This window comes from Kitasatospora sp. NEAU-CNBT7, from assembly GCF_057220535.1.
This window is the reverse complement of the sequence record NZ_JBXQQB010000013.1, coordinates 125,305-152,303: the sequence shown is the minus strand read 5'-3', so window position 1 is coordinate 152,303 and position 26,999 is coordinate 125,305. Positions and strand designations below refer to the sequence as shown.

Below are 26,999 nucleotides of genomic sequence, written 5' to 3'. Positions count from 1 at the left end.
TTTCGATCCGGCTCCTCGGCTCTTCGCGCCGACCTCAGGACGGCAGGTCGAGGCACTCCTCGGCCATCGCGCCGCCGAACGCGTGGCGGGCGTGGGTGCGCATCCGGGCGGCGTAGCGGGGGTCCTCGGACAGCGCCGAGTAGCCGCTGCCCCGACGGGAGACCAGGCCGGCGGTGTCGGCCAGGTAGACGTCGAAGCCCGGGTACATCAGCTCGATGCAGGGCAGGTCGTCGATGTCGAGGGCGAACACCGGGTACTCGCCGAAGGCGTCGGGCTCGCCGGTGGCGAGGACGCGGCGCGAGTCCGAGCCGCCGGGGAGCAGGAAGCACTCGTCGAAGCGGTCCGACAGGGCGTCGTAGACCGACCCCCAGCCGTCGCCGAACTCGGCCCTGGCGAGCTCGCCGAGCGGGCGCGGGGTCAGCTCGAGGCCGCGGCCGGCGGCGGCCGGCCCGGCGGGCTCCGCGTACCAGGTGGTGGCCCCGAACCAGCCGAAGCGGCGCAGCAGACCGGTGTCGTACCCGAGCCACCGGCGCAGGCTCGGCGGGAGCGGGCGGCCGCTGGGGAGGACGGCGGCGGCCAGGGCCTCGGCGGGGAACGGTGTGCGCTCGGTGCCGACCCAGGGGCCCGCGGCCGCGAGGTGGCCGAGGACGAGGCGGTGCGGGTCGGCGTCGACGGCGGCGATGGCGCGCTCGGTGAGCGCGACGCCGTGGTCGGGCGAGATCGGCGGGGTCATGGGTCGGGTGTCCTCGTCGTACGGGCGGCGGTCGGCGGTCGGCACGACCCTACGGCGGGGCGCCGACACGGACGGCCGGGCCGCGGGTCCGGGGACCCGGGGCCCGGCCGTCCGCCGGTCCGCTGCGGGTCAGCGGGGTGCGGTGACGAGTGCCTCGATGGCGGGGACGAGGGCCGCGGGGGTGGGCAGGGCGTCGTTCTCGGCGCGCAGGCGGACGGCGGCGGCGCGCAGCTCCGGGTCGGCGACCAGGCGGGTGAGCAGCGGCGCGTCGACCTCGGCGGAGGCGGCGGACAGGGCCGCGCCGGTGGCGGTGAGGGTGGCGGCGACGGTGAAGTTGTCGGCGCCCTGGGGGAGCAGGAGCTGCGGCACCCCGGCCTGCAGTCCGGTCAGCGTGGAGCCGGAGCCGCCGTGGTGGATCACCGCGTCGCAGACCCGCAGCAGCTCGGCCAGCGGCACCCAGGGAAGCGGGTGGACATTGGCCGGAAGGGGCCCCAGGTGGGTCAGGTCGGCGTCGCCGACGGCGAGCAGGAAGTCGGCGTCGACCTCGGCCGCGGCCCGGATCAGCGGCGCGATGGCGTGCACGCCGTCGACCTCGGTGATCACCGTGCCCAGGGTGACCGCGATCCGCGGCCGGCTGCTGCGGCGCAGCAGCTCCGCCGGGACCACACCGCCGCCGTTGTAGGGGATGTAGCGCATCCGCAGACCGCCCGGGTCGCCGCCGAGCGCGGCCGGCACGATGTTCAGCGGGGTGGACTCGGCGGGGGCGCCGACGCCGTGCGCCTCGTAGTACTCCGTGAAGTGCCCGGCGAGCCGGGCGGCCAGGTCCAGGCCGGAGGTGAAGCCGAAGTTCTGCAGCGCGGCCGGGATCTTGAGCTTGGCCGCGACCAGCTGGGCGGAGGCCAGGCAGGAGTCGTGGACCAGCAGGTCGGCCTCCCAGGCGGAGGCGGTGGCCAGCAGGCCGTCCACGGTGGCGCGGGAGGCATGCGCGAACGCGGCGGCGGCCAGGTCGAGGAGCTGCTCCTCGGCCAGGTCGGGCCGGGCGTAGCCGGCCTTCCCGCCGTTCACGGCTTCGAAGGAATCCCGCAGCGAGCCCCCGTCGCCGATCTCGACGATCGGGAAGCCGGCCGCCCGCAGCTGGTCGTACGGCTTCGGGGAGGCGAACAGGACGTCGTGCCCGGCGGCCCGCAGGGCCTGGGCGGTGGGCACCATCGGGAAGAGGTGGCTGGGTGCGGCCGGACCGGTGAAGAGTATGCGCACGGGAATCTCCTGGCCGTTCGTCGAGTGGTTCGGTGGGGAGGGCGCGGGCGGCGCCCGACGCTTCGTCAACTGACGGACGTTCACGAAGTGTTCCCGGCGTGATCGATAATCGGACGTTCTCGTGCGGCCCTTGCCCGCGGCGGCCCGGTGTGCTCCGCCCGCCGGCCGGCGGGCGGTTCCCCCTCGAGGGGAAGCCCGTGACGGTGGGTGACCGCCGGGCGTGCGGCGCGCCGAGGCGGCCCGCATCCTGGCAGTGAACCGTGACGGCACCGTGTGGGGTGCCGCGCGGGCGGACCGAAGGAGGGCCCCGATGGCCGAGCCCGATGCAGTCTTCCTCTTCATCGGCACCTACCCGACCGAGGCGGCGGCGAGAACCGACTACGGCGTGCTCAAGGAGCTCCACGCCATCGGCGCCGTCGGGAGCTACGACGCCTCCGTGGTCACCAAGGACGGGTCCGGGAAGGTGCACGTCGACAAGGACGAGACGGCCACCCGGCACGGGGCCTGGGGCGGGGCCGCCGCGGGTGCGGTGGTCGGCCTGCTGTTCCCGCCGGCGCTGATCGGCACGGCCGCCGTCGGGGCCGCGGTCGGCGGCCTGAGCGGGCACCTGTGGCGCGGGATGTCGCGGTCGGACGTCAAGGAGTTCGGCGAGATCATCGACGAGGGGCAGGCGGCCCTGGTGGTGGTCGGCGCCAGCACGATCGCGGACGCGGTGCAGAAGGCCGAGCTGAATGCCGTGAAGCAGATCGCCAAGGAGCTCGACGTGCGGGCGAGCGACCTCGACGCGGCGGTCCGGCAGGCCGCCACCGAGGTCGCCTGAGACCGGCCGGCGCGCGGCAACCCGCCCTCGCCGAGGGCGGGTTGTACCGCTGCCCGGCCCCGGGGCGACGGGCCCGGCGCGGGTCGGCGCGCGTGATCGCGCGGGAGCTGGTGTGCTGGTCCAAGGGGGCGATCGGACGTGTATCCGGGAGAGTCAGATGAGCACCTATCGAGCTGCGCAGATCGCTGCGCTCGGCAGCCCGTTCGAGCTGGTGGAACGGGAGGTCCCACGGCCCGGGCCCGGCCACGTACGGCTGGCGGTGGACGCCTGCGGGGTCTGCCACAGCGACGCGGCCTTCATCAACGCCCTGCTGCCCGGTGTGAGCTTCCCGCTGGTCGCCGGGCACGAGGTGGCCGGGCGCATCGAGGAACTCGGCGAGGGCGCCGCCCAGCGCGGCTGGCAGGTCGGTGACCGGGTGGCGGTGGGCTGGTTCGGCGGCAGCTGCGGACACTGCCCGCCCTGCCGCCAGGGCGACTTCGTGGTCTGCCAGAACCTGAAGGTCCCCGGCTGGGCGTACGACGGCGGCTACGCGGAGATGATGATCGCACCCGTCGACGCCCTGGCGCGGATCCCCGACGGGCTGACGGCGGTCGAGGCCGCGCCCATGGGCTGCGCGGGAGTGACCACCTACAACGGACTGCGGCGCAGCTCCGCGCAGCCCGGCGACCTGGTGGCGATCCTCGGCCTCGGCGGGCTCGGCCACCTCGGGGTGCAGTTCGCGGCCGCGATGGGCTACGAGACCGTCGCCATCGCACGCGGCGCCGCCAAGGCCGAGCTCGCCCTCGCGCTCGGCGCGCACCACTACATCGACAGCACGGGGCCCACCAGCGTCGCGGACGCCCTGCAGTCGCTCGGCGGTGCCCGGGTCGTGCTGGCCACCGCGGCCAACTCGCAGGCCATCACGGCGACCGTCGAAGGACTCCGCCCCCGCGGCGAACTGGTGGCGATCGGCGCGGACGCCACCCCGCTGGGGATCAGCCCCAACCAGCTCCTGTTCAGCGCCCGGATCATCCGCGGCCACCCCTCCGGCACGTCGCAGGACGTGCAGGACACGCTCGCCTTCAGCCTCCTGAAGGGGATCCGCCCGACGGTGGAGACGGTACCGCTGGACCGGACGGCGGAGGCCTACGACCGGATGATGGCTGGCGCCGCCCGGTTCCGGATGGTGGTCACCACCGGCTGACCCGCCCCGCGCGGGTCACGCGCCGGACGCCGGGCCCGGGCACTTCTCGGGGGCGTGTTCCACCGTGTACTGGCGCAGCGGGTTGATCCGGCCGCGGTGCCACAGGCAGTCCTCGTGGATGTCGCGCCTGGCGACGCTGCCGCACGGCTGGTGCGGGCAGGGGCAGTCGGCCGGCTCCGCCGCGTCGACGCGGAGAACGTGCGTGTCCTCCTTGGTGAGGCAGCGCCCGTGTTGCCCGTGCCAGACCTCCACCGCGGCCTCGGCGGCGTCGGCCCCCGACCATCGGTCGGCCCGCGCCGGGGTGTCCCGGCCCGGGCCGGGCAGCCACTGCCGGACGGCGGCGGCGACGGCGGCGGGGTCGGCGAACGGCTCGGACAGCGGCAGGGCGTGGCCGGAGTAGTGGATCGGCATCAGGGCGCTGTCCTCGTCCCGCAGGGACCAGCCCCGGTGGTGCTCCCAGCCCAGCCAGACGCTCTCCGGCTCGTCCCACCGGCCGCCGTGGAACTGGCCGGCCCCGAAGTGGAGTCCGCCGTCGTGCTCGTCCTCCCTGGTGGCCCAGAAGGTGGACGGCCGGCGGACGAAGCCGTTGGCCCAGCTGTCGCGTACGTCCAGGCCCTCGGCCGTCAGCGCGGCACGGACGGCGGCGATGTACTCGGCGTGCGGCAGGTCGGACATCGGTGGTTCCCCCCACTCTCCGGCCGGTTCGACCCGCGCGGGCGCCCCGACAGGGCCGGGCGTGCGGTGGACCGGCTTGGTACCCGCCCGGGTTCCCCGGGTTCGTGATCAACCGTAACCCCGTCCGGGGCGTGCCTCGCCGGGGGGTGTCCGCCCGGCCCCGGCCCGCGGTGCGGCCGGGCAACCGGACGGGTACGTCCGTCCCCTGCCGCCCTTGGCGATCCTGCGCGCGGGCCGGAACGCGGGCGCCGGGCGTCGGTGGCGCCTGCCATGATCAACCGCATGACCATCCACTACGGCTACTACGCCGCCACCGACGACGCCCACGCCGCCGACGCGGTCGAACACGACACCCTGGAGGAGATGGGCACGGGGTACGACCAGCTGGTGCTGACCGGCGTGGACCCGGAGCTCCACGTGCCGACGCTCGACACCCTGATAGCCGGGCGGTCCGCCGAGGCCGTGACGGCGGATCCGCCGTACGGCGACATCATCAACTCGAGCGACGACGGCCGGACGGTGTGCCACGGGTTCACCGACGCGTTCCGCGACGCGCTCGCCGGACTCGCCCCCGAGGCCGTGCCGGCCGTCGCCCTCGCCTGGGCCGCCTCCCCGGTCTTCGAGGGCGGCGCCGATGCCGAGCTGCTCGCCCAGGTACTCGCCGAGCTGGCCGGCCTCGCCCACGACGCGGCCGGCAACGGCGACCACCTCTACTACTGGATCTCCGTCTGACGGACGGTAGCCTGGAGTGATCGTCGAACGGTCGGGGAGGCGAGCAGGCCGGCCGACCCGGGGAGAGCGAGCGTGACGGACGACAGGCGGGGCCCGGTCCTGGTCGGCCGGCAGCGGGAGACGGAGCTGCTGACCGCGGCCCTGTCCCGGGCCGGGACCGACGGTGCGGGCGGCTCCGCCGTGCTGCTGCGGGGCGACGCCGGCGTCGGCAAGAGCACCCTGCTGGCCTGGACCGAACACCAGGCGCGGGAGCGGGGGTTCACCGTCCTGCGGGCGGTCGGCACCGAAGCGGAGACCGACTTCGCGTTCGGGGCGCTGCACCAGGCGCTCTGGTCGGCGCTCCACCGCACCGCCGCGCTCTCCGTCCACCAGCGCGGCGCCCTGGAGAGCGCGTTCGGCGCCCGCGCCGGGACCCCGAGCGGGTTCGCCGTCGGCTCCGCCGCCCTGGCGCTGCTGGCCGGGGCGGCCCGCAGCTCCCCGGTGCTGCTGCTCCTCGACGACCTGCACTGGATCGACTCGTCGAGCGCCACCGTCTTCGCCTTCCTGCGCCGGCGCTGTACCGAACTGCCGCTGGTGATCGTCGGCGCCGGCCGCCCCGACGGCCCGGCGGCACCGACCTGGCCGGGCGAACCCGTCGAGGTGGGAGCCCTGTCCCGGCCGGACGCGACCCGGCTGCTGGCGACCCGCTACCCCGAGCTGGCCGCGGCCGCCACCGACCGGGTCCTGGCGGAGTCGGACGGCAACCCTCTGGCGCTGGTGGAACTGCCCCGGCAACTGGCCGACGCCGAGCGGCGCGGAACCGTCCCGCTGCCGGACCGGCTGCCGCTGGGACGGAACCTGGAGCGGATGTTCGCCGAGCGGCTGGGATCGGTGACCCCGGCGGGCACCCGGCTGCTGCTGATGGGCGCGCTGGCGGCGGGGACGGACGTCGGCAGCCGGGGGTGGCTGCGCGCCGTCGGCGGCGACGACCTGCGGGACGCCCTGGAGCGGATCGAGGCGGAGGGCCTCGCCCGGCTCGACGCCGGCGGCCGGCTGGTGTTCCGTCACCCCCTGGTCCGCACCGCGGTGATCTCGGCCGCCTCGGACTCCGCGCGACGCGAGGCCCACCGGGCGCTGGCCGGCTCGCTCGCGCCGGACGACCCCCGCCGGCTGGTCCACGAGGCGTCCGCCGCGCTCGTCCCGGAGGAGGACCTCGCACACCGGCTGCAGGAGGTCGGCCGCGGCCTCGCCGGACGCGGCGGCGATGCCGAGGGGGCGCTCCTGCTCGAACGCGCCGCCGCGCTCAGCCCCGACCCGGCCGACCGCGCCCGCCGGCTCACCTGGGCCGCGGTGATGGCGGCCCGCGGCGGACAACTGCGCCACACCGCCGCCCTGGTGGCCGAGCTGAAGGCCGGCCCGGTCCCGGCGGACGTCGCTCCGCTGTTCGCGTACGCGGTGGTCTACGCGGACCAGAGCCACCACACCGACTTCACGTCCTCCGCCGCGCTGCTGCCCGGGGTGCTCGACACGCTCACGGCACCGGGCACCGACCCCTTCGGCGGACTGGCCGAACAGGTCTACTTCAAGCTGCTGCTGGCCGCCACCTACACGGACGACCCCTGGGCCTGGCGAGCGCTGGAGCGCCACCGGGAGAACGTCTCCGGGACGGGCCGGCTCTGCCTGCGGGCCTGGACCGACCCGGGCTCGGGCGTGGCCGAGGCACTGCACGGGGCCACCGCCGGCATGACGCAGGAACAGGAGGCCGGCGCGGCCTGGCTGCTGCTGTGGACGGCCTCGGCGCTCGACCACCCCGGGACCGGGCTGTGGCAGCGCTCCACCGGCCTGCACGGCTACGCCACCCAGGGTTCGGTGGCGAAGGCCAGGAGCCACCAGGACTTCCTGCTCGGCCGCTGGGACCAGGCGGACCGCTGCCTGCGCGAGGCCGAGATCGCGGACGAACTCGGCTACCACACCAACGCCTTGATGTTCCGGCAGTACTACGCCCACTTCCTGGCCGGGCGCGGTGACGAGGCCGGACTGCGCGAGATCGACCGGGCCGTCCGGCCGACCGCCACCCGCGCCCGGATGCGCTTCGTCCTCGACCGGCTGGCCCACCTGAGGGGCCTGACCGCGCTCGCCCACGGCCGCCACCAGGAGGCGTACGCGCTGCTCGGCGAACTCACCCCGGCGGGCCGGCCGCCCGGCGGCCCGCCCTGGCGCCACACCCTGGTCTTCGACCTGGTGGCCGCCGCCGTGCACAGCGGCCGGCACGAGGAGGCACGCGCGCACGTCGCGGCGGCGCGGACCGCGCGGTCCGCGGAGATCTCCGGCCGGCACGCCTTCCTGGTGGCGGCCGCCACCGCGCTGGCCGCCGACGACGACGAGGCGGACGCCGCCTACCACGCCGCGTACGCCGTACCGGGGGCCGAGCAGTGGGTGTTCGAGCTCGCCCGGCTGCGGCTCGCCCACGGGTCCTGGCTCCGCCGCCGCCACCGGTCCGGGGCCCGGGAGGCGCTGCACTCCGCGCACCAGGTGTTCGGCCGGCTCCGGGCGGACCCCTGGGAGCGGCGCTGCGAGGAGGAGCTGCGGGCCGCGGGAGAGGCGGTGGCGGCCCCGTCGGACGCAGCCGTACCGGACGTCCCCGGGCTGACCCGCCAAGAGCTGCGGATCGCCCGGCTGGCCGCCACCGGCCTGAGCAACAAGGAGATCGGCCGGCTGCTCCAGCTGTCGCCCCGGACCGTCGGGGCGCACCTCTACAAGGTCTTCCCGAAGCTCGGCATCACCTCGCGGGCCGCGCTCGCCCTCGCCCTGGGCGGCGGCCGGCCCGCAGCCGTCCCCGGTGGGGATCCGGCTGTGCTCCGCGTGCACGGCGCCGGTCCCAGCGTGCACCGCGGCGGCCGGTCAGTCAGATGACCTACCGGGCGGGCCCGGGCCCGGACCAGGCTGACCTCGCGGAGTGACGACGGAAGGACGGTCAGATGGGCTCGAGGGTGACGTCCGCGTCGGTTCCCGAGGACGAGCGGGCGGCGTTCTGGAGCGGGGCGGTGTCGCGGACCCTGGTCCCCGTGGAGGTGGTCCCGCGCGCCGGGGGGCCCTTCGACGGACTCCTGGAGTCGCACCGGCTCGGGTACGTCCGGATCTCCACCCTGGAGGCGGACCCGGCGCGGGTCGTCCGCACCGCGGCGCTGATCGCCCGGGCGCCGCGGACCGAGCCGCAGGTGGGGGTCGGGGTGCAGGTCGCGGGCCGGGCCGTGCTGGAGCAGGACGGGCGCCGGGCCCAGGTGCCGGCCGGCGGACTCCTGCTGTACGACGCGGCCCGGCCCTTCACCGTCGACTACCCGGAGCGTTTCCGCACGCACCTGTTCCACCTGCCGCGCCGGCTGCTGGGCGTACCGGAGCGCGAGCTGCGGCAGGTGACGGGAACGGCCGTCGGCCCCGCGCAGGGCTGCGGGTCGGTGCTGCTGCCCTTCCTCGCCACCCTCGCCGGGTCCGCGCACGGGTACTCCGCGCCGGTCGGCGACCGGCTGGCCGGCAGCGTCGCCGACCTGCTGAGCACCCTCGTCACCGAGCTGACCGCCGCGCGGCCGGCCGGCGGGCCCGAGACCCCCAACGAGCACCTGGTCCGCCGGGTACGGGAACACATCGACCGCCACCTGTGCGACACCGAGCTGTCGCCGGAGACGATCGCCCGGGCCCACCACATCTCCGTGCGCTACCTGCACCGGCTGTTCGAGGGCGAGGGGGTGACGGTGAGCCGGCTCGTCCAGCAGCGCCGGCTGGAGGCCTGCGCCCGGGAGCTGGGACGCCGCGGCCGGACCGCCCCGACGGTGTCGGTGGTCGCCCAGCGGTGGGGCTTCGTCAACCCGGCCCACTTCAGCCGGGCGTTCCGGGCCGCCTACGGGGTCTCGCCGCGCGAGTGGCGGGCGCTGGGGACCGCGGAAGCCGGCTGACGGCCCGTTCACCGGCGGCCCGGATCCGTGCACGGACGGACCAGTCGGCGGCCGGCCCCGGCAGTACGGTCGAGCGGCGTGTGCGCGGCGCGGGACGGCACTCCCGGCGGGCGCCGTGCGCCGCCGTGCCGTCCGATCACCCCAGGAGCGCAGAGTTGTCCGACACCACCCCCTCGCACGGCCGGCGACCGGCGCTCGACCCGGCGCTCCAGGCGTTCCTGAACGCCTCCGCCACCCGGGCGGTGACGGACCTCCCCGACCTCTCCCTCCTCGCGCCGGGCGACGCGGCGGACCCGGCCGCCGGGGACCCGGACGACCCGTACGGCACCACGCAGGAGTGGCTCGCACTGCCCGGCGGACCCACCGGACGGGTGCACGTCCAGGTCACCAGACCCGCCGGCGCCGCCGAGCCGACCCCCGTGGTGCTGTTCCTGCCCGGCCTCGGCTGGTCGCTCGGCGACGCCGCCGCGTACGGCCGGCTGGTCCGCGAGTTCGCGCTCGGCAGCGACGCCGCGGTGGTGTACGTCGACTACGCCCGGGCCCCCGCCGCCCGCTACCCGGTCGCCCTCGAGCAGTGCTACGCCGCGGCCCGCTGGATCCAGGCGCACGGCCACGAGATCGGCCTGGCGGGCGGGCGGATCGCCGCCGTCGGCGACTGCGCGGGGGGCAACCTGGTGGCCGCCCTGACGCTGCTGGCCCGGCAGCGCGGCGACCTGCGGCTGGTGCAGCAGGTGCTGCTGTGCCCGGTGACCGACGCGGACTTCGACACCCCCTCCTACCGGCGGTTCGCCACCGGCTACTTCCTGCACCGCGACCACATGCGCCGGTTCTGGGACGACTACCTGCCCGACACGCGGCGGCGGCGGGAGGCCACCGCCGCACCGCTGTGCGCCACCCCGGCCCAGCTCGCCGGACTTCCCCCGGCGCTCGTGGTCACCGCCGAGGCCGACGTGCTGCGCGACGAGGGCGAGGCCTACGCGGCCCGGCTCCGGGTGGCGGGGGTCCCGGTGGTGGCCACCCGCTACCAGGGCGCCGTGCACGGCTTCCTCCTCCTCGACGCGCTCCACCCCACCGCCACCGCGCGGGCCGCGCTGATCCAGGCCGTCGACACCGTGCACCTGGCGCTGCACCGCGGTCCGTAGCCGGGCGGGCATTTCCTCCTGTGGTTCTTCCTGGTCCGCGGCGACGGCCCGCGGTGGGATGGAGCGGGCGGCAGGTGCGGGGCACCTGGCGCCCTCCCCACTCCCCGCGACACCGGACCCGCCGTCCGGTGCGCCCGAACGCCCGCCGAGGAGCGCCGATGTCCGTCGTTCTCGACACCGCCCCGGTACCGGCCGCCGAACGGGCCGAGTACTGGCACGAGGCGGTCTCCCACACCTTCATCCCGCTGGACGTGTCCCTGCTCGAGCGTGCGCCCGCCGCCGCGACCATCACCAGTCAACGGCTGGGCGCCCTCCAGGTCTCGGTGGTGCGGGCCGGTCCGCAGCGGGTGGTCCGCAGCGCGGGGCTGATCGCCCGCGGCGGGGAGGACCACCTCACCCTCGCGCTCCAGCACCGGGGCACCGCCCGGCTCGTCCAGGAGGGCCGGCAGGTCCTGCTGCGGCCCGGCACCTTCGCGATCTCCGACGCCGGGCGGCCGTTCGCCAAGGAGCTGCCGGAACCCTTCACCTTCACGGCCTTCCACTGGCCGCGCGCCGCCGTGGGCGTGTCCGACGAGGACCTGCGGGTGCTCACCGCGACGGCCTTCGACACCGGCGACGGCACGGCCGCCCTGGTGGCCGCCTACCTGGAACGCCTGGCCCGGTCCGCCGGCACCCTGGAACCCGACGTGGCCGGCCGGCTCGCCACCACGGCCCTGGACCTGCTCGCCGTGCTCGCCCACGAGCGCCGCGGCCGGGCGGTGCCGGACGCCCCCGAGGCGGCCGGGGCCACGCTGGCGCGCGTCAAGGACCACATCCTGCGCCACCTCGGCGACCCGGACCTGTCGCCGGAGCGGATCGCGGCGGCCCACCACGTGTCGGTGCGCCAGCTGCACAAGCTGTTCGCCTTCGAGGGCGTCACGGTGGCCCGCTGGATCCAGCGGCAGCGGCTGCACATGGCCCGGCGCGACCTGGCCCGCCCGGCGGCGGGGCAGGCGACGGTCGCGGCGGTCGCCGGCCGCTGGGGGTTCGTGAGCGCCAGTCACTTCAGCCGGGCGTTCCGGGCCGCCTACGGGGTCTCCCCGCGCGAGTGGCGCGAGGGCGCGGGTGCCGGCCCCGCTGTGAGCGCCGTCCGTCCGGCCGCCTGTCAGTAGAACCGGGTCGGCGGCGCGGGAGCCCCGGCGGTGACGTCCGCGAGCGCGCTCCGCGCCTGCTCGACCAGCTCGGCGGGGACCCGGTCCGCGAAGGTCAGCACGGTGCGGTACTCGGCGGCCGCCGCCTCGTCCTCACGGCGGTGGGCGAGCGCGTGGGCCAGGTGCAGGTGGGCCTTGGCCGCCACCCGGTGGTAGCCGCGCGCCTCGAACTGGCCGCGGGTCGGGCGCAGGGTGGCGACGGCCTCGGCCCAGTCCCCGCGGTTCAGGTGGACCAGGGACAGGTAGTACGCGGCGATCATCGTGGTGATGCCCCGGACGCTCTCCGGTATCCGGTCGGCGTAGTGCGGATCGGCGAGGACCGCCATGACCTCCCGGTGGGTCGCGACGGCCTCCTCGAAGCGACCGGCCATCTCCAGCAGCCGCAGGCTCATGTTGCACGCCGGGAGGTAGCCGTTGACGTCGTCCGCCGCCATGAAGAGGTCCATGGCCAGGCGGCAGTGGTCGGCGGCCGGGGAGACGTCACCGGCGGCGGCGTCCAGCACGCCGAACCGGTTGTGCGCCCGCGCCTGCTGGACCAGGTCGCCGCAGGACCGGGCCAGGTCGAGCGCGGCCGTGGCCGCGGCGAGCGCGTCCTCGCGACGGCCCTCGCCCACCCAGTACGCCCAGGAGAGGTCGTTCAGGTGGCTGGCCCGGAGGGCGGGCTCGCCCAGGGCGGACGCGGCCGCGGCGGCGGCGGAGAACACCTCGATCCAGTGGTCGGCGGACACCCAGTTGTCGGAGACCAGGCGCATGGCCTCGCCGATCCCGCTGACCGCGGCGTGCTCGCCGAGCCCGACGGCCTCCCGGAAGGCCGCCAGCCAGTTGGCGCGCTCCGCCCTCAGCCAGGCCATCGCCTGCTCGGGTCCGTCCACGCCGTCCGGGCCGGCCGGCCACCCGGCGGCCGCCGCCGGCCCGCCGTGGTCCGGCCCCTGCCGCCGGCCGGCGGCGGTGGCGGTCCCCAGCAGCCAGCCGCGCAGCCGGGACCCGGCGGCCCCCGACCGCTCCGGGCCGTCCTCCCGGCGGTGCTGCGCCCTGGCGTACAGCCGGAGCAGGTCGTGCAGGCGGTACCGGTCCTCGCGATGGGTCATCAGCAGGCCGGCCTCCAGCAACTCCTCCAGCAGGTCCTCGGCGTCGAACACCGGGACCTGCGCGAGGACGGCCGCCAGCGGGAGACCGAAGTCCGGCCCCGGGACCAGTGACAGCAGCCGGAACATCCGGGCGGCCGCCGGGGCGAGGCGCGAGTAGGACAGCGAGAACGCCGAGTTGACCCGCAGGTCACCCGCGCTCAGCGAGTCCAGCCGGCGGTCCTCGTCGGCGAGCCGGGCGGCCAGCCGCTGAAGGCTCCAGTTGGTCCGGGTGGCGGCCCAGTTCGCGGCGACCCGGACGGCGAGCGGCAGATGGCCGCACAGCTCGGCGATGGTCCGGGCGGCGTCCGGCTCCGCGTCCACCCGGGCCGCGCCGACCACGGCCCGCAGCAGGGCCCCGGACTCCGGCGGATCGAGCACGGGCAGCTCCACCCGCCGCACCCCCTCCAGACCGGCCATGGTGTGGCGGCTCGTCACCACCACCAGGAGCCGTCCCTCGCGCGGCAGCAGCGGCCTGACCTGGGCCTCGTGGCCCGGGTTGTCCAGCACGAGGACCCCGTGGAGCCCGCCGGCGACCTCCTGGTAGCGGGCGAGCCGCTCGTCCGGGCCCAGCTGCGCCAGGTCCTGGTCACCCGCACCCCACGCCGCCAGCAGGCGCACCGCCGCCGCCTGCGGCGACAGCGGCTGCGCGTCCAGTCCCTGCATGTCCAGCAGGAACGCGCCGTCCGGCAGTTCCGGTGCGAGCTGCTCGGCCAGCCGGACGGCCAGCGAGGTCTTGCCGCTGCCCGGTGCGCCGAACACCACCGCCACCGGCGGGGCCGCGGTGCCCGCGTCCGGCCCGGCGGCGGCCGGCCCGCGCGCCAGGCCGCGCAGCACGGCGAGCTCCTCCTGACGGCCGACGAAGTCCCGCACCCCCCTGGGCAGTGCGCACGGCGGCGCCTTGCGGGCGGCGGCCGGCCCGCCGTCCGTCCGGCCGGCCCGGGCGACCGCCAGCAGTTCGGTGTGGGCGGCCTCGTCCAGTGCGAGGCCCTGCGCGACCGCGGTGACGGTACCGCGCTGCGGGCGCAGGCTGCGCCCCCGCTCCATGTCGCCGATCGCCCGTCCCGAGACGCCGGAGGCCTCCGCCAGTTCCTCGATCGTCAGGCCGCGGGCCTGCCGCAGCTCCCTCAGCATCCGGCCGAACCGGGTCCCGCTCGCGTCGCCCATCGCACTCCCGCCCGGCCCGCCGATGTCATTCGCCCCATTCCTACCGCTTCGGGCCGGAGAACTGGAAATTCGCACCGGACCGTCCGCCACCGGCGGCCCGGCCCGGGGTGCGCGGATCGACCGGAGGCGGTGCGCCGTCGGCACACCCCTCGGACCTGCGCGTTCCTAGCCTGAGGGGCATCCGACCGGACAACGAGACCCCGAGGTGACGACATGTCCGACCTGAACACCACCGACGCCGGACCGACCCTGGAGCCCGAGGCCCGGGCGTTCGCCGAGGCCACCGCGAACCCGCCCTACCTGTTCGACCTGGGCCCGGCCAAGGGCCGCGCGGCGGTCGACGAGGTGCAGTCCGGCGGGACCGCCGGACCGGAGATCGACGAGGAGTGGATCGAGGTGGCGGGCGGCCCGACCGGCTCGGTCCGCGCCCGCATCGTGCGACCCGCCGGAGCCACCGGCCCGCTCCCCGTCGTCCTCTACATCCACGGCGCGGGCTGGGTGTTCGGCAACGCACACACCCACGACCGCCTGGTCCGCGAACTGGCCGTCGGCGCGCAGGCCGCCGTCGTCTTCCCGGAGTACGACCTGTCGCCCGAGGCCCGCTACCCGGTCGCCATCGAGCAGAACTACACCGTCGCCCGCTGGGTCGTCACCGACGGACACACCAAGGACCTGGACGCGTCCCGGCTCGCCGTCGCCGGCGACTCGGTGGGCGGCAACATGAGCGCCGCACTGACGCTGATGGCCAAGGAGCGCGGGGACGTCCCGCTGGTGCAGCAGGTGCTGTTCTACCCGGTCACCGACGCCGCCTTCGACACCGACTCCTACCACCGGTTCGCGACCGGCTACTTCCTGCGCCGCGACGCCATGCAGTGGTTCTGGGACCAGTACACCACCGACCCCGCCCAGCGCGCCGAGATCACCGCCTCGCCGCTGCGCGCCACCACCGAGCAGCTCACCGGCCTGCCGCCGGCGCTGGTCATCACCGGCGAGGCCGACGTGCTGCGCGACGAGGGCGAGGCCTACGCAGGAAAGCTGCGCCAGGCCGGCGTTCCGGTCACCGCCGTCCGGTTCCTCGGCACCATCCACGACTTCGTGATGCTCAACGCGCTGCGTCCGTCGAACTCCGCGCAGGGCGCCATCACCCTGGCGGTCCAGACGCTGCGCGAGGCGCTGCGGACGGCCTGACCGGCCGCCACCGATCCGTACACCGCCGCGCCGGGGACCCCGGCGCGGCCGACCCCTCCCAAGGACAGAGGAATGACGACGAACGACACCCCCACCGTCGTGCTGGTGCACGGCGCCTTCGCCGATGCCTCCAGCTTCGCCCGGGTCGTCCCCGAGCTGCTGGCCGACGGACTGAAGGTGCTGGTACCGGCCGTGCCCAACCGCAGCCTGACCGGCGACGCCGCCTACCTCGCGTCGGTGGTCCGGCAGATCCCCGGGCCGGTCGTGCTGGTCGGCCACTCGTACGGCGGCGCGGTGATCACCGTGGCCGGCGCCGAGGAGAACGTCAAGGCACTGGTGTACCTGGCGGGTTACGCGCTGGAGGAGGGGGAGAGCCTGGGCGAGCTGCAGGGCCGGTTCCCCGCCTCCGAGCTCGCCTCGGCGCTGGTGTACACGCCGTTCCCGCTGCCGGGCACGGACGGGCACGGCACCGGCAACCAGGGCACCGACGTCTCGGTCGAGCCCGACCGCTTCCCGGAGATCTTCGCCGCCGACGTCGACCCGGCGCTGGCCCGCGTCCTCGCCGTGTCGCAGCGCCCGCTCGCCGCGGCGGCCTTCGGCGAGGCCGCGCCGGTCGCCGCGTGGCGGAGCAAGCCGTCCTGGGGGCTGGTCTGCACCGCCGACCGGACCATCAACCCCGAGGTCGAACGGTTCGGCTACCGGCGCGCCGGGATGACCACCGTCGAGGCCGACGCCTCGCACCTGGTCATGCTCGCGGCCCCCGGGCCGGTCGCCGACCTGATCCGCACCGCCGTCCGCGCCGTCACCGGCTGACCGGGAGAAACCCCCATGAGCACCCAACCGCGCCTCCACCAGCACGATCCCGAGATCCAGACCTTCGGGACCGTCACCCAGCTGCCGATCGCACTGTCCCACGACGCCCGGCAGTACGCGTGCCAGCGGCTCAACCGCCTCCTCGCGGACACCCAGTTCCTGTACGCCCTCTACAAGAAGCACCACTGGAACGTGCACGGCCCGACCTCCTACCAACTGCACCTGCTCCTCGACAAGCACGCCCAGGAGCAGCTGGACCTGGTCGACGTGCTGGCCGAGCGCGTCCGGATGCTCGGCGGCGTCGCGGTCGGCGACCCCCGCCACGCCGCCGAGATCACCGGCGTACCGCGTCCGCCGGACGGGGTCGAGTCCGTGCCCGCGATGCTCTCGCGGCTGCTCGACGCCCACGAGAGCATCCTGGCCGAGGCCCGCGACGCGGCCGGCCGGACGGCGCAGCTCGGCGACGACGGCACCCAGGACCTCCTGGTCTCCCAGGTCATCCGCACCGGCGAGGCCCAGGTCTGGTTCCTCGCCGAGCACCTCGTGGCCACCCCGCAGGCCGGCTGAGACACCGCACCACCCGTCACCATCTTGGAGGTACCGTGCCCGGACGCCACCCGATGCACAACCAGGGTCCCGCCGCGGGAGCGAACTCCACCAGGCTGCCGCTGGAGGCGCAACTCTTCGTCGGCGAAGGACAGTTCATCGACGTTCCGGTGAGCTTCGGCTACCACCGCGACGCCCCCTTCGCCGTGGTCCTGGAATTCCCCGGCTCCGACGGGTCCGCCGGGACCTGGGAGTTCTCCCGCGACCTGCTGTGGGAGGGCCTGTACCGGCCGGCGGGCCTCGGCGACGTGCGGATCTGGCCGCCGTGCCACTGCCACGGACGCCCACAGCTGCGGATCATGCTCCAGGGCCGGGACGGCGCGGCCGTGCTCGACGTCCCGGTCAGGCCGCTGCGCACCTGGCTCCGCAAGCACAGCTTCGCCCTCGTGCCCCGCGGCGCCGAGTCCGAACTCATCGACTGGGACGCCGGACTCGGCCGCCTGGCCGGTGACCGCTGAGACCACCGGGCCGTCACCCCATCCCTCAGGAGGAAATCCCATGCGTTCACGCCTCGCCGTGCGGCTGCGGGCCGCGGCGGTCGCCGCCGCGCTGCTCGCGGTCGGCTCGGCCACCACCGGCCCGCCCGCGCAGGCCGCACCCGCCGCCGAAAGGGCCCTCGCGGTCGGCGCCCAGTACGACACCACCCACGTCTATGTGACCCCGGGGTCCCTGGACGCCTTCGTCACCAGCTGGGAGGCCACGTTCGGCGGCAGCCACACCCGCAAGGCGCTGGTCACCGTCACGCCCACCCCGAGCAGCACCTACTCCGAGCTGGTCCTCTCACCGGCCGGTACGCTCTCGGTCTTCGACTACGTGACACCCGCGCCCTACCCGTTCGGGACCGAGCGCACCGGCTGGCTGGTCCAGGACCTCGACCGGAGTGTCCGCAAGGCCGAGGACGCCGGTGCCGATGTCGTGGTGTCCCCGTTCGACGACCCGATCGGGCGGGACGCCGTCATCCGGTTCCCCGGCGGCATCGACGCCCAGCTGTACTGGCACACCACGCCGCCCGCCTACCCGGCACTGGCGACGGTGCCGGAGAACCGGCTGTACGTACCGCCCGGCTCGCTGCGCGCCTTCCTGCACAGCTACCTCCGCTTCACCGGCGGCCGGGTGGTCTCCGACGACCCCCGCGCACCGGGAGCCGAGCTCGGCATGCCGGGCACCACCTACCACCGGATCAGGATCACCGGTCCGTTCGGGGACACCGTGGTCCAGGCCACCGACGGGCACCTGCCCCACCCGTTCGGCCGGGAACTGACGGGCTACCAGGTCGACGACCTGGCCGCGACGCTGGCCCGGGCCCGGGCGGCCGGCGCCCAGGTCCTGTGGGGGCCGCAGACGACGGCCGACCGGGACTCCGCCCTGGTGCAGTTCCCCGGCGGCTACGTGGCCGAGATCCACGACCCGCACCCGGGGCGCTGACCGGCGGCGCGCCGCCACGCGTCGCCCCCACCCCCGAGCCGCGGCCCGCACCCCACAGGACGCGGGCCTGGCGGTTCTCCGGGACGTCGGACGCCACGTGGCCGGGGTGTGCTCCTCCGTGTTTCCCCCCCCCCCCTAAGCCAGGGCCCGCACCCAGCGGGCCGCGGCTCGGTCGGTTCTCCGGGCCGTCGCCCGCCGCGCGGCAGGGCGGCCCGGTCCACGCGCCTCCCCGCTGAGCGGCGGCGCGGCTCACGCCCGGGCGAGCAGGGCGTGGCTCGTCAGCGGCTCGCCCTGCACGAACTCCCGGGCGGTGCGCTCGAACCGGCGGTCGATCCCGGTGTAGCGGCGGTGGTGCTGGGCCAGGTGCTCGGCCCAGGAGACCACGGTGAAGGTCTCGATGAACCGGTGCGGCGCCGCCGCATCGCGGTACAGGCCCCAGCTGACGGCCCCGGTCCGCCGCCGGGACGCCGCCACCTCGCGCATCGCCCGCACGAAGGCCGGGGCGTGCTCGTCGGCCACCCGGTACTCGACGGTGACCAGGACCGGGCCGTCCGTCGGAGCCGGTTCGACGGTCAGCCGCGGTTCCGGCCAGGTGTCGGACAGCGAGGGATCGGCCCGCTCGTCCACCAGGGGATACCGGCGCAGCGAGAGCACGCCGAGCGCGAGCAGCGCCGCCGCCGCGATCAACGCGACGGTCGGCCCCGCCCGCTGCGCCAGCTGGCCCCACACCAGCGCACCGAGGGCGTTGCCGCCCTGGAAGACCAGCAGGTACCAGGCGACCGCCCGGGCCCGGACCCAGTTGGGCAGTTCGAGCTGCAGCGCGGCGTTGAGGACGGACAGCCCCCAGATCCAGGCGGCGCCGGCCAGCAGCAGGACCGCGCCCGCGAGCACGGCCCGGGTGGTGACGGCGGTGACGGCGAGCGCCGCCGCCGTCAGCGCCCCGGCCGCGGCCAGCAGGCCGTTCGCGCCCAGCCGGGTGCTCAGCCGGGGCAGCGCCGCCGCGGCCAGGACCGCCCCCAGCCCCACCGCGGCGAGCAGGACGCCGTACCCGGTGGGCCCGAGGCCGAGCCGCCGGACGGCGACGACCGGGAGCAGCGCCCACAGCGCGGCCGCCCCCGGTACGAACAGCGCGCTGCGCAGCAGGATCCGCCGCACGCCCGGCGCGCTGCGCACGTAGCGGCCGCCGGCGCGCAGCGCGGCGAGCGCGTGCTCGCGCTCCTGGCCGCGGCCCGGCGCCGGGGCGGCGGGCAGCCGGCGCAGCAGGACCAGCAGGATGGCGAGGAACGAGACGGCGTTGAACGCGAAGGTCCAGCCGACGCCGGCGGCCGCGACCAGCACGCCGCCGAGCGCGGGCCCGACCGCCCGGGCCACGTTCATGTTGACCGCTCCGAGCGCCGCGGCGGGCCGCAGCTGTCCGCGCGGCACCAGGTCCGGCTGGAGCGCCTGCCAGGCCGGGCCGTTCAGCGCGGTCAGGCAGCCCAGCAGGAAGGTCAGGAGCAGCAGCGACCACGGTCCGAGGACGCCGCACAGTGCGAGCGCGGCCAGCACGGCGGCGACCGCGGCCATGGCCGTCTGCATGCCGATCAGCAGCCTGCGGCGGTCGACGAGGTCCGCGAGGACCCCGGCCGGCAGGGCGAGCAGCAGGACCGGCAGCCCGGCCGCGACCTGGACCAGGGAGACCAGCGCCGCGCCGTGGCCGACCAGCAGCCACTGGGCCCCGACGGTCTGCATCCAGCCGCCGACGTTCGAGACGAACTGGGCCAGCCACAGGGCCCGGAACACCTTCTCCCGCAGCGGGGCCCAGGCCGGGCCTGCGGATCTCGCGGATGTCATCGGTGCTCCTCCAAAACGGGTGGGCCCGGGTTCCAGGGAAGGCAGGACCCTGGAACCCGGGCTGTCGGGGGGTGGTGGTGCGGGGGTGTCGTGGCCCCGGGGCCGGCGCAGGCTCAGGCCCGGCGGGGCTCAGGCCCGGTGCAGGGCCAGCCGCGTGGCGAGGCCGCCGCCGACGCCGGCGACCGCCGCCACCGGCAGCCACCACAGCGGCCAGTGCGCCAGGCCGAGCAGGCGGTCCAGCGACCACTCGCCGGGCCCGGTCGCCGCCAGGGCCGCGCCGGTGACGACCAGGACGAGCGGGTACTCGTACCCGTCGTGCTGGACCCACAGGCCGTGCGGCCACTTGACGGTGAGCGCGACGGTCATCACGCCCATCACGCCCGCGCAGGCCAGCGGGGTGAGCAGGCCGAACGCGAGGAACAGCCCGGCCCCGATCTGGGTGGAGCCCGCGGCCAGCGCGGTGAGTCTGCCGCCGCGGAAGCCGTCGCCGCGGAACTCCGCGGTGCCGCCGGCGAGTCCGCTGCCCCCCAGGCGGAAGCTGACCTTCTGGACGCCGTGACCCGCGATCAGCAGGCCGGCGACCACCCGCAGCAGGAGAAGGCCCGTGTTCATGTCGTGCTCCGGTCGGTCATCGGTCGGGATCCGTCAGCCGGCGGCGTGCGGGTCGATCATGGACTGGGCGTAGACGATGCCCATCCCGTACGCGCCGCCGTGCTCCTTGACCAGGTCGGTGACCTGGACGTACGTCTCGGTGCGGGCCCAGTCGCGCTGCAGCTCCAGCAGCACCTGCACCCAGGTGACCGGCACCGCGCCGGCCGCGGTCATCCGCTGCAGGGCGTGCTCGTGGGCGCGCGGGCTGACGCCGCCCGAGGCGTCGGCGACCACGTACACCTCGTAGCCCTGCTCGAGCGCCGAGAGGGCGGGCAGGACCAGGCAGACCTCGGTCCACAGGCCGGACAGGATGATCTTGCTGCGGCCGGTCGCCCTGACCGCCTCGACCAGCGCCTCGTCCTCCCAGGCGTTCATGCTGGTCCGGTCGACCACCTCCTGGTCCGGGAAGACCGCCTGCAGCTGCGGGAGGATCGGGCCGGAGAACGACTCGGCCGCGACGGTGGAGAGCACCACCGGCACGTCGAAGATCTTCGCGGCCTTCGCCAGGCCGACGGTCGAGTTGATGATGGAGGTGCGGTCGCCGCTGCCGGTGCCGAAGAACATCTGCGGCTGGTGGTCGACGAACAGCATCATCGCGTTGTCCGGGGTGAGCAGGTCCGGGCTCGGAGCGGCGTGGACCGTGGAGAGGTCGACCATGATGCGTCTCTTTCCATGAGGAGCAGGGGAGTCGGTGGTGCATCCGACGCCCGCCGGGTCGGCGGGGCGGTACGTTCACGACGCTAGTTCGCGCCGCCGGACGTGGCTGCTCGCTCCGTGCCCGGGACTGGTCCGACACTGCACCGACGCGAACCGCAGGTCAGCCGCGTCCGCCGTGCGCTGCGGGACAACCGCCGATGCGCTGTGAAGGCACTCGGGACACCGGCGGCCGCCTAGGTTCGCCGGGTGGTCCCACGGGCGGAGCGTCCGCATCGCCCGCGCCCCACCCGTCAGCCGCCGCCGTTCCGAAGGGGAACTCCGTTGTCCAGCATGCCCGTTGCCGGGATCCGCCCCGGCGCTCCGGACCAGCCCGCCGACCTGGTCATCCGCAATGCCAAGGTGTACACCGGAGACCCGCGCCGCCCCCGGGCGAGCGCGCTGGCCGTCCGGGACGGACTGATCACCGCGGTCGGTGACGACGCGGACGTCGTCCCGCTGGTCGGCCCCGACACCCGGGTGGTCGACGCGCTCGGCCGCCGGGCCGTCCCCGGCCTCAACGACGCGCACCTGCACGTCATCCGCGGCGGCCTCAACTACGTGCTGGAGCTGCGCTGGGACGGCGTCCCGACGCTGCGCCGGGCACTCGCGATGCTCCGCGCCCAGGCGGAGCGCACCCCGCCCGGCCAGTGGGTGCGCGTGGTCGGCGGATGGTCCGCCGACCAGTTCGCCGAGCGCCGCCTGCCCACCCTGGACGAACTCAACGCCGCGGCCCCCGACACCCCCGTCTTCGTCCTGCACCTCTACCAGTCGGCGCTGCTCAACCGGGCGGCGCTCCGCGCAGGCGGCTTCACCCGGGACACCCCCGACCCGGCCGGCGGCCAGATCGTCCGCGGCCACGACGGTGAACCGACCGGCCTGCTGATCGCCGCCCCCGGCGCGCTGCTGCTCTACTCCACCCTCGCCAAGGCCCCGGTGCTGGACGAGGCGGACCGGGAAGGCTCCACCCGGCACTTCCTGCGCGAGCTCAACCGCTTCGGCCTCACCTCCGCCATCGACGCCGCCGGAGGCTTCCAGAGCTTCCCCGAGAACTACGGCACCGTCATGGAACTCGCCCGCCGGGGCGAGCTGACGCTGCGGATCGCCTACCACCTCTTCCCGCAGACCGCCGGGCAGGAACTGGACGACCTGAACCGCTGGGTCAGCACCGTCCGCCCCGGCGACGGCGACGCCTGGCTGCGCCTGGGCGGCGCGGGGGAGAACCTCACCTGGGCGGCGGCCGACTTCGAGAACTTCACCGAACCCCGGCCGCAACTCGGCTCCTACGAGACCGAGTTCGAGAAGGCCGTGCGCCTGCTGATGGAGCACGGCTGGGGCTTTCGGCTGCACGCCACCTACGACGAGACCATCCGCCGGGACCTCGCCGTGTTCGAGAAGCTCGCCGCCGAGGGCCTCTTCCCGCACGGCAACCGCTGGCTCTTCGACCACGCCGAGACGGTGAGCCCCGACAGCCTCGACCGGATCGCGGCCCTCGGCGGCGCCGTCTGCGTGCAGAACCGCCTCTCCTTCCAGGGCGAGGCCTTCGTCAACCGCTACGGCGCCCCGGCCGCCGCCGAGGCGCCCCCGCTGCGCGCCATGCTGGACCGCGGCCTCACCGTCGCGGGCGGTACCGACGCCACCCGGGTCTCCTCCTACAACCCGTGGGTCGCCCTGCACTGGCTGGTCTCCGGCCGCGCGGTCAGCGGGCGGCGGCTCGCCGCCGAGCACAACCGGCTCGACCGCGAGCAGGCCCTGGAGCTCTACACCCTGGGCGGGGCCCGACTCACCGGCGAGGAGGAGGTCAAGGGGCGCCTGGCGGTGGGGAGTTACGCGGACCTGGTGGTGCTGAGCGCCGACTACTTCACCGTGCCGGAGGCGGACATCGCGCACATCGAGTCCGTCCTCACCGTGGTCGGCGGCCGGATCGTCCACGGCGCCCAGGAACACCAGGGACTGGCTCCCGAGCTGCCGTCGGCGACACCGGCGTGGAGCCCGGTCACCCGGTTCGGCGGCTACCACGCCACCCCCGCGCCCGGCCTGGCCGGCGCCCGGCAGGCCGAGCGGGTCACGGAGGCCGCGGCGGCCTCCGGCGAGCAGCTGGCCTGGCGCGAAGCCCGCGGTCTCGCCCTTCCGGGCCAGGGCCGGGGCCAGGGGCCGGCGCCGCTGGACCCGTGCTTCTTCTGACGATCCGCCACTTTCGAGAGGAGGCGTGGTGACCACGCCCGCAGTCGATCCCGCCGCCGGCCGGCCGCAGCAACCGCTCCCCGGGACCCAGGTCCACGACCGTCACCCGCTGGCGCTGGCCCTGTTCACGCTCACCGCCGTCAGCGGCCTGATCGACGCCGTGAGCTACCTCGGCCTCGGCCACGTCTTCACGGCGAACATGACCGGCAACGTCGTGGTCATCGCCTTCGCCCTGGCCGGGGCCCCCGGCTTCTCCGTCGCGGGCTCGCTCACCTCCCTCGCCGCCTTCCTGCTCGGCGCGGGACTGGCCGGACGGCTCGTCGCGCGGGGCGCCGCCACCCGCCGCGACCGCTGGCTGCGCTCGGCCCTGGTGCTCGAGGTCGCCCTGCACGGCGCGGCCGCGGCCGCCGTCTTCGCCGGGGGCGTGACCGGATTGGTGCAGTACGCCGTGATCGCCCTGCTGGCCGTGGCGATGGGGATCCGCAACGGCGCCGTGCGCGGCCTCGGCGTGCCGGACCTCACCACCACCGTGCTCACCCTCACCCTGACCGGCCTGGCGGCCGACTCCCGCCCGGCGGGCGGCGCCGCGCCGCGCCAGCGGCGCCGGATCCTCGCGGTCGCGACCATGCTGGCCGGCGCCGCACCGGGCGCGGTGCTGGTGCTGCACGGGCAGACCGCCTGGGCGCTGGTGGCCAGCGCGGTGCTGGCCGGTGCCACGGTGCTGCTGTACCGGGAGTGAGGGGCCGGGGGCCCGGGCCGCCCGGGGAGGGCGGCCCGGGGACTCCTCAGCCGGAGCGCGGCACCGGGGGGTTGCCGCGCGGGGTGAGGGTCGCCCCGGGTAGGACGGGGGCCGGGAGGCGGTCCCCGGGGTAGCCCGCGACGCTGCCGAAACGGTCCGAGCCGCGCTCCCACTCCTCGCGGGCCGCGGCGATGTCCTGGTGGTCGCGGCCGATGAAGTTCCACCACATCACGATCCGCTCCTCGAAGGGCGGACCGCCGATCAGGATGACCCGGGCCGTCGTGTCGCCGGTGTTGGTGAGGGTCAGGGTGGCGGACCCGGGGGCGAGGTAGCCGAGTTCGGCCGGGCGCAGGGGGGTGTCCGCGATCCGTACGTCGCCGTGGTCGACGAGCAGGCCGTGCTCGAACGCGGGGTCGACGGCGAGCGTGGTGGTCCCGTGGGGGCGGAGGGTGAGCTCGGCGCCGAGCAGGGGGGTGAAGGTGGGGACGGGGGAGGTGTCGCCCGCGAGGGTGCCGAGGAACACCCGCGCCTCGCCGCCCTCCAGCGGGACGGGCCGCGGCACGTGGTGGTGGAAGTCGCGGGCGGTGTGGCGGTGCTGCTCCGGGAGCGCCACCCACAGCTGGACGCCGTGCAGGACGGTGGTGCCGGGGGTGGACACCTCGGAGTGGCTGATGCCGTGGCCGCCGGTCATCAGGTTCAGCTCGCCCGGCCGGACGAAGGCGTGCACGCCGAGGCTGTCCCGGTGCTCGATCTCGCCGCTGAACAGCCAGCTCACCGTCTGCAGGCCGGTGTGGGGGTGCGGGGCGACGTCCATCCCGCCGCTGACGGCGACGTCGTCGGGCCCGTAGTGGTCGACGAAGCACCAGGCGCCGATCAGCGTCCGGGCCCGCTGCGGGAGGGTGCGCCGGACCGTCATCGCCCGCGGGCCGCCGAGCGGGACGTCCCGTGCGGGCAGCACCTCCACCCGCGGCCCCCGGGTGCCGGCCGCTCCGGCTGTCCCGGCCGGCCCGGGCGCCGGGGCGGCGGGCTGCGGATCGGTGGGGTCGGTCTCGATGGTGCTCACGCTGGGTACGCTCCCTCTTCGGCCACTGCTAAAGTGGTTCTATATTCAACTACTATGCCATGGCGTAGTGGCGGGCGACAGTGGATCTGCCGGAGGAGTTCGCGTGAGCGTTGTGACCAGTGGTGTGACGCAGGCCCCGGCGCGGCGGCGGGTGTTCATCGACAAGCAGAGCCCCCGGGCGTACCGCGCGATGCTCGCGACCGCCGAGGAGGTCCGCGCCGTCGCGGCCGACGCCGGGCTGGACCGCAGGCTCGTCGAACTGGTCAACCTGCGGGTGTCCCAGATCAACGGCTGCGCGTACTGCCTGAGCCTGCACACCAGGGCCGCGCTGCAGGCCGGCGACACCGCGCAGCGCCTCGGCGTCCTGGCGGCCTGGCGGGACACCGAGTTGTTCACCCCGCAGGAGCGCGCCGCCCTCGCCCTCGCCGAGGCCACCACCGACCCGTCGGACGCGGGTCTGCAGGAGAGCGCCTACGCGGCCGCCCGGGACGCCCTGACGGACGACCAGATCTCGGCCGTGGTCTGGGTGGCCATCGCCATCAACGCCTTCAACCGGGTGTCCATCCTGAGCAAGCACCCGGTCCGGCCGGCCCCGGCGCAGCGGACGGAGTGAGGCGGCCGGCCCGGGCGGCGCCGGCGGGCGGCCCGCTACCGCTACCTGCTACCTGCGCAGGAAGGCCACCTCAGGGAAGGCCGGGCAGGGGCCGTCCAGGAGCGGGTCCGGGATGCCGCGCAGCTGCCGGTCGAGGAAGGCCCCGACGTAGGCGCGGGTGACGGTGTCGGCGCGGGCGCCCTTCATGGTGCCGAAGACCGGGCCGGACTCCTCCGGCGGGACCTGGTCGCGGGTGCCGAGCGCGTCCACGTACCAGTGCACGTCGGTGAAGGAGAGGTGGCCCGCGCCGCCGACGTCCAGCCAGCGCTTCCAGCCGCGCAGGCGCTCCCAGGTGGCGGCCCAGGTCAGCGGGTCCCCGGTCCGCTGCTCGCCGATCAGCAGCACCGGCCGGTCCAGGCCCGCGGCGGGCGGCTCGGTGAAGAAGTCGCCGTCCAGGTCGACGGCGGCGTCCACCCGCCGGTCCTGGCCGAGCAGTTCGACGGCGGCTGCGCCGCCGATCGAGTGGCCGACCACGCCGACGTGCCGGGCGTCGACGGGCACGGGCGAGCCCGGCGCGGTCAGCCGGTCCAGCACGAAGGCCAGGTCCTTGGCGCGTCCCCGTACCACGGCGCCCTTGTCGGCGTCGGGGCCGCAGATCTCGCACACCTCGATGCGGCCGCCCGGGAACTCGACGGGCCCCTCGTAGGTGTGGTCGACGGCCGCCACCGCGTAGCCGCGGCTCGCGAGTTCCTCGCCGAGGGAGGTCAATGAGGTGCGGCTGAGGCCGAAGCCCGGCGACAGCAGGACCAGCGGGCGCGGACGGCTGCCGGCCGGGGCGTCGAGCACGGCGTGGGTCCGCAGGCGGGCCAGGTCGGGGATGTTCTCGATGCTGCGGGAGAGTTCGGCGGACACGTAGGGCGCTCGCTCGCCGCGGGTGGCGGTGGTGGGGTACCAGAGCGTCACCATGAGGTCGCGGCTGCCCGCGGCCGGCTTCCACGGGTCGGGCCGGGCCGGGTCCTGGAACCGGACGATCCTGGTGCCGACCGGGAGGCGGCCGGTCGGCCGCGGCACTTCCGGGCTGCCTGCCGGTACCGGAGCGGTGCCGACCGAAGTGGTGCCGACCGGCGCGGGACCGGGCGCGGCGACGGCGACGGCCGTCTGGGGGAGGGCCGTTGCGAGCAGGAGGCCGCCCACGGCGGCCATCCGCCGGAGAGATGTGATCATGCTGTGAAACTAGACGGTCCGTCAGATTAAAGCAAG

24 protein-coding genes are annotated in these 26,999 nt (G+C 75.6%); 15 read left to right on the top strand and 9 right to left on the bottom strand.

Annotated elements, in window-relative coordinates; all coding sequences use genetic code 11:
- Positions 1-34: 34 nt before the first annotated feature.
- Together AC2TEW_RS19185 and AC2TEW_RS19180 are read right to left on the bottom strand one after the other, a co-directional pair.
- A complete protein-coding gene (locus AC2TEW_RS19185) occupies positions 35-733 on the bottom strand; it encodes a hypothetical protein (RefSeq protein ID WP_484624571.1) in 699 nt (232 codons plus the stop codon).
- A gap of 129 nt (positions 734-862) precedes the next feature.
- The gene (locus tag AC2TEW_RS19180) at positions 863-1,990 is read right to left on the bottom strand and encodes a nucleotide disphospho-sugar-binding domain-containing protein (RefSeq protein ID WP_484624570.1); all 1,128 of its coding nucleotides are present in this window, start codon (positions 1,988-1,990) and stop codon (positions 863-865) included.
- A 310-nt stretch (positions 1,991-2,300) separates the two neighbouring features.
- On the opposite strand from AC2TEW_RS19180, the gene AC2TEW_RS19175 reads away from it, so the two are divergent.
- Entirely contained in the window at positions 2,301-2,810 is a 510-nt protein-coding gene (locus tag AC2TEW_RS19175; protein WP_484624569.1) for a DUF1269 domain-containing protein, read from the top strand.
- 157 nt (positions 2,811-2,967) lie between these two features.
- Positions 2,968-3,993, top strand: coding sequence for an alcohol dehydrogenase catalytic domain-containing protein (locus tag AC2TEW_RS19170; RefSeq protein ID WP_484624568.1), 1,026 nt, complete (start codon positions 2,968-2,970; stop codon positions 3,991-3,993).
- Between the two features lie 15 nt (positions 3,994-4,008).
- On the opposite strand, the gene AC2TEW_RS19165 is transcribed toward AC2TEW_RS19170, so the two are convergent.
- Complete coding sequence (locus AC2TEW_RS19165; RefSeq protein ID WP_484624567.1) at positions 4,009-4,668, bottom strand: hypothetical protein; 660 nt, start codon at positions 4,666-4,668, stop codon at positions 4,009-4,011.
- Positions 4,669-4,950: 282 nt separating this feature from the next.
- Between AC2TEW_RS19165 and AC2TEW_RS19160 the strand changes: the two genes are divergently transcribed.
- The 5 genes from AC2TEW_RS19160 (at position 4,951) to AC2TEW_RS19140 (ending at position 11,622) form a co-directional block, all read left to right on the top strand.
- Entirely contained in the window at positions 4,951-5,400 is a 450-nt protein-coding gene (locus AC2TEW_RS19160) for a hypothetical protein (RefSeq protein ID WP_484624566.1), read from the top strand.
- A gap of 72 nt (positions 5,401-5,472) precedes the next feature.
- The gene (locus AC2TEW_RS19155) at positions 5,473-8,292 is read left to right on the top strand and encodes a BREX system ATP-binding domain-containing protein (protein ID WP_484624565.1); all 2,820 of its coding nucleotides are present in this window, start codon (positions 5,473-5,475) and stop codon (positions 8,290-8,292) included.
- 65 nt (positions 8,293-8,357) lie between these two features.
- Positions 8,358-9,329 carry an AraC-like ligand-binding domain-containing protein gene (locus tag AC2TEW_RS19150; RefSeq protein ID WP_484624564.1) on the top strand — a complete coding sequence of 324 codons (972 nt, stop codon included), beginning with the start codon at positions 8,358-8,360 and terminating at the stop codon, positions 9,327-9,329.
- Positions 9,330-9,484: 155 nt separating this feature from the next.
- Entirely contained in the window at positions 9,485-10,471 is a 987-nt protein-coding gene (locus tag AC2TEW_RS19145) for an alpha/beta hydrolase (RefSeq protein ID WP_484624563.1), read from the top strand.
- Positions 10,472-10,629: 158 nt separating this feature from the next.
- Positions 10,630-11,622 (top strand): helix-turn-helix domain-containing protein, encoded by a 993-nt coding sequence (locus AC2TEW_RS19140; protein WP_484624562.1) that lies wholly within the window; start codon positions 10,630-10,632, stop codon positions 11,620-11,622.
- Here AC2TEW_RS19140 and AC2TEW_RS19135 read toward each other — a convergent pair.
- Complete coding sequence (locus AC2TEW_RS19135) at positions 11,616-13,952, bottom strand: helix-turn-helix domain-containing protein (protein WP_484624561.1); 2,337 nt, start codon at positions 13,950-13,952, stop codon at positions 11,616-11,618. The genes AC2TEW_RS19140 and AC2TEW_RS19135 overlap by 7 nt on opposite strands.
- 213 nt (positions 13,953-14,165) lie before the next feature.
- On the opposite strand from AC2TEW_RS19135, the gene AC2TEW_RS19130 reads away from it, so the two are divergent.
- The 5 genes from AC2TEW_RS19130 to AC2TEW_RS19110 all read left to right on the top strand — a co-directional run bounded on the left by AC2TEW_RS19130 (position 14,166) and on the right by AC2TEW_RS19110 (position 17,984).
- A complete protein-coding gene (locus AC2TEW_RS19130) occupies positions 14,166-15,140 on the top strand; it encodes an alpha/beta hydrolase (RefSeq protein ID WP_484624560.1) in 975 nt (324 codons plus the stop codon).
- A gap of 72 nt (positions 15,141-15,212) precedes the next feature.
- Positions 15,213-15,953, top strand: a complete 741-nt coding sequence (locus tag AC2TEW_RS19125) for an alpha/beta fold hydrolase (RefSeq protein WP_484624559.1) — start codon at positions 15,213-15,215, stop codon at positions 15,951-15,953.
- A 15-nt stretch (positions 15,954-15,968) separates the two neighbouring features.
- Entirely contained in the window at positions 15,969-16,520 is a 552-nt protein-coding gene (locus AC2TEW_RS19120) for a Dps family protein (protein WP_484624558.1), read from the top strand.
- Between the two features lie 35 nt (positions 16,521-16,555).
- The gene (locus AC2TEW_RS19115) at positions 16,556-17,017 is read left to right on the top strand and encodes an SsgA family sporulation/cell division regulator (RefSeq protein ID WP_484624557.1); all 462 of its coding nucleotides are present in this window, start codon (positions 16,556-16,558) and stop codon (positions 17,015-17,017) included.
- Between the two features lie 40 nt (positions 17,018-17,057).
- The gene (locus AC2TEW_RS19110; RefSeq protein WP_484624556.1) at positions 17,058-17,984 is read left to right on the top strand and encodes a VOC family protein; all 927 of its coding nucleotides are present in this window, start codon (positions 17,058-17,060) and stop codon (positions 17,982-17,984) included.
- Positions 17,985-18,233: 249 nt separating this feature from the next.
- Here the strand turns inward: AC2TEW_RS19110 and AC2TEW_RS19105 are convergent, their stop codons facing one another.
- The 3 genes from AC2TEW_RS19105 to AC2TEW_RS19095 all read right to left on the bottom strand — a co-directional run bounded on the left by AC2TEW_RS19105 (position 18,234) and on the right by AC2TEW_RS19095 (position 21,125).
- A complete protein-coding gene (locus AC2TEW_RS19105; protein ID WP_484624555.1) occupies positions 18,234-19,817 on the bottom strand; it encodes an MFS transporter in 1,584 nt (527 codons plus the stop codon).
- A gap of 129 nt (positions 19,818-19,946) precedes the next feature.
- A complete protein-coding gene (locus AC2TEW_RS19100; RefSeq protein ID WP_484624554.1) occupies positions 19,947-20,429 on the bottom strand; it encodes a DoxX family protein in 483 nt (160 codons plus the stop codon).
- Positions 20,430-20,462: 33 nt separating this feature from the next.
- Positions 20,463-21,125 (bottom strand): hydrolase, encoded by a 663-nt coding sequence (locus AC2TEW_RS19095; protein ID WP_484624553.1) that lies wholly within the window; start codon positions 21,123-21,125, stop codon positions 20,463-20,465.
- Between the two features lie 330 nt (positions 21,126-21,455).
- On the opposite strand from AC2TEW_RS19095, the gene AC2TEW_RS19090 reads away from it, so the two are divergent.
- Both AC2TEW_RS19090 and AC2TEW_RS19085 read left to right on the top strand, forming a co-directional pair.
- Positions 21,456-23,345, top strand: coding sequence for an amidohydrolase (locus AC2TEW_RS19090; protein ID WP_484624608.1), 1,890 nt, complete (start codon positions 21,456-21,458; stop codon positions 23,343-23,345).
- Between the two features lie 28 nt (positions 23,346-23,373).
- Positions 23,374-24,084, top strand: a complete 711-nt coding sequence (locus AC2TEW_RS19085; RefSeq protein WP_484624552.1) for a YoaK family protein — start codon at positions 23,374-23,376, stop codon at positions 24,082-24,084.
- A 46-nt stretch (positions 24,085-24,130) separates the two neighbouring features.
- Here the strand turns inward: AC2TEW_RS19085 and AC2TEW_RS19080 are convergent, their stop codons facing one another.
- Positions 24,131-25,147, bottom strand: coding sequence for a pirin family protein (locus AC2TEW_RS19080; protein WP_484624551.1), 1,017 nt, complete (start codon positions 25,145-25,147; stop codon positions 24,131-24,133).
- A gap of 112 nt (positions 25,148-25,259) precedes the next feature.
- Here AC2TEW_RS19080 and AC2TEW_RS19075 point away from each other — a divergent pair, with 112 nt between their 5' ends.
- Complete coding sequence (locus tag AC2TEW_RS19075; RefSeq protein WP_484624607.1) at positions 25,260-25,760, top strand: carboxymuconolactone decarboxylase family protein; 501 nt, start codon at positions 25,260-25,262, stop codon at positions 25,758-25,760.
- A 48-nt stretch (positions 25,761-25,808) separates the two neighbouring features.
- On the opposite strand, the gene AC2TEW_RS19070 is transcribed toward AC2TEW_RS19075, so the two are convergent.
- Positions 25,809-26,963 carry an alpha/beta hydrolase family protein gene (locus AC2TEW_RS19070; RefSeq protein WP_484624550.1) on the bottom strand — a complete coding sequence of 385 codons (1,155 nt, stop codon included), beginning with the start codon at positions 26,961-26,963 and terminating at the stop codon, positions 25,809-25,811.
- Positions 26,964-26,999 lie beyond the last annotated feature (36 nt).

Excerpts from the sequence above, each read along its gene's own strand:
- AC2TEW_RS19185 (WP_484624571.1), bottom strand. The coding sequence starts at position 733 with ATGACCCCGCCGATCTCGCCCGACCACGGCGTCGCGCTCACCGAGCGC.
- AC2TEW_RS19175 (WP_484624569.1), top strand. The coding sequence starts at position 2,301 with ATGGCCGAGCCCGATGCAGTCTTCCTCTTCATCGGCACCTACCCGACC.
- AC2TEW_RS19170 (WP_484624568.1), top strand. The coding sequence starts at position 2,968 with ATGAGCACCTATCGAGCTGCGCAGATCGCTGCGCTCGGCAGCCCGTTC.
- AC2TEW_RS19165 (WP_484624567.1), bottom strand. The coding sequence starts at position 4,668 with ATGTCCGACCTGCCGCACGCCGAGTACATCGCCGCCGTCCGTGCCGCG.
- AC2TEW_RS19160 (WP_484624566.1), top strand. The coding sequence starts at position 4,951 with ATGACCATCCACTACGGCTACTACGCCGCCACCGACGACGCCCACGCC.
- AC2TEW_RS19150 (WP_484624564.1), top strand. The coding sequence starts at position 8,358 with ATGGGCTCGAGGGTGACGTCCGCGTCGGTTCCCGAGGACGAGCGGGCG.
- AC2TEW_RS19140 (WP_484624562.1), top strand. The coding sequence starts at position 10,630 with ATGTCCGTCGTTCTCGACACCGCCCCGGTACCGGCCGCCGAACGGGCC.
- AC2TEW_RS19135 (WP_484624561.1), bottom strand. The coding sequence starts at position 13,952 with ATGGGCGACGCGAGCGGGACCCGGTTCGGCCGGATGCTGAGGGAGCTG.
- AC2TEW_RS19130 (WP_484624560.1), top strand. The coding sequence starts at position 14,166 with ATGTCCGACCTGAACACCACCGACGCCGGACCGACCCTGGAGCCCGAG.
- AC2TEW_RS19125 (WP_484624559.1), top strand. The coding sequence starts at position 15,213 with ATGACGACGAACGACACCCCCACCGTCGTGCTGGTGCACGGCGCCTTC.
- AC2TEW_RS19120 (WP_484624558.1), top strand. The coding sequence starts at position 15,969 with ATGAGCACCCAACCGCGCCTCCACCAGCACGATCCCGAGATCCAGACC.
- AC2TEW_RS19110 (WP_484624556.1), top strand. The coding sequence starts at position 17,058 with ATGCGTTCACGCCTCGCCGTGCGGCTGCGGGCCGCGGCGGTCGCCGCC.
- AC2TEW_RS19105 (WP_484624555.1), bottom strand. The coding sequence starts at position 19,817 with ATGACATCCGCGAGATCCGCAGGCCCGGCCTGGGCCCCGCTGCGGGAG.
- AC2TEW_RS19100 (WP_484624554.1), bottom strand. The coding sequence starts at position 20,429 with ATGAACACGGGCCTTCTCCTGCTGCGGGTGGTCGCCGGCCTGCTGATC.
- AC2TEW_RS19095 (WP_484624553.1), bottom strand. The coding sequence starts at position 21,125 with ATGGTCGACCTCTCCACGGTCCACGCCGCTCCGAGCCCGGACCTGCTC.
- AC2TEW_RS19090 (WP_484624608.1), top strand. The coding sequence starts at position 21,456 with ATGCCCGTTGCCGGGATCCGCCCCGGCGCTCCGGACCAGCCCGCCGAC.
- AC2TEW_RS19070 (WP_484624550.1), bottom strand. The coding sequence starts at position 26,963 with ATGATCACATCTCTCCGGCGGATGGCCGCCGTGGGCGGCCTCCTGCTC.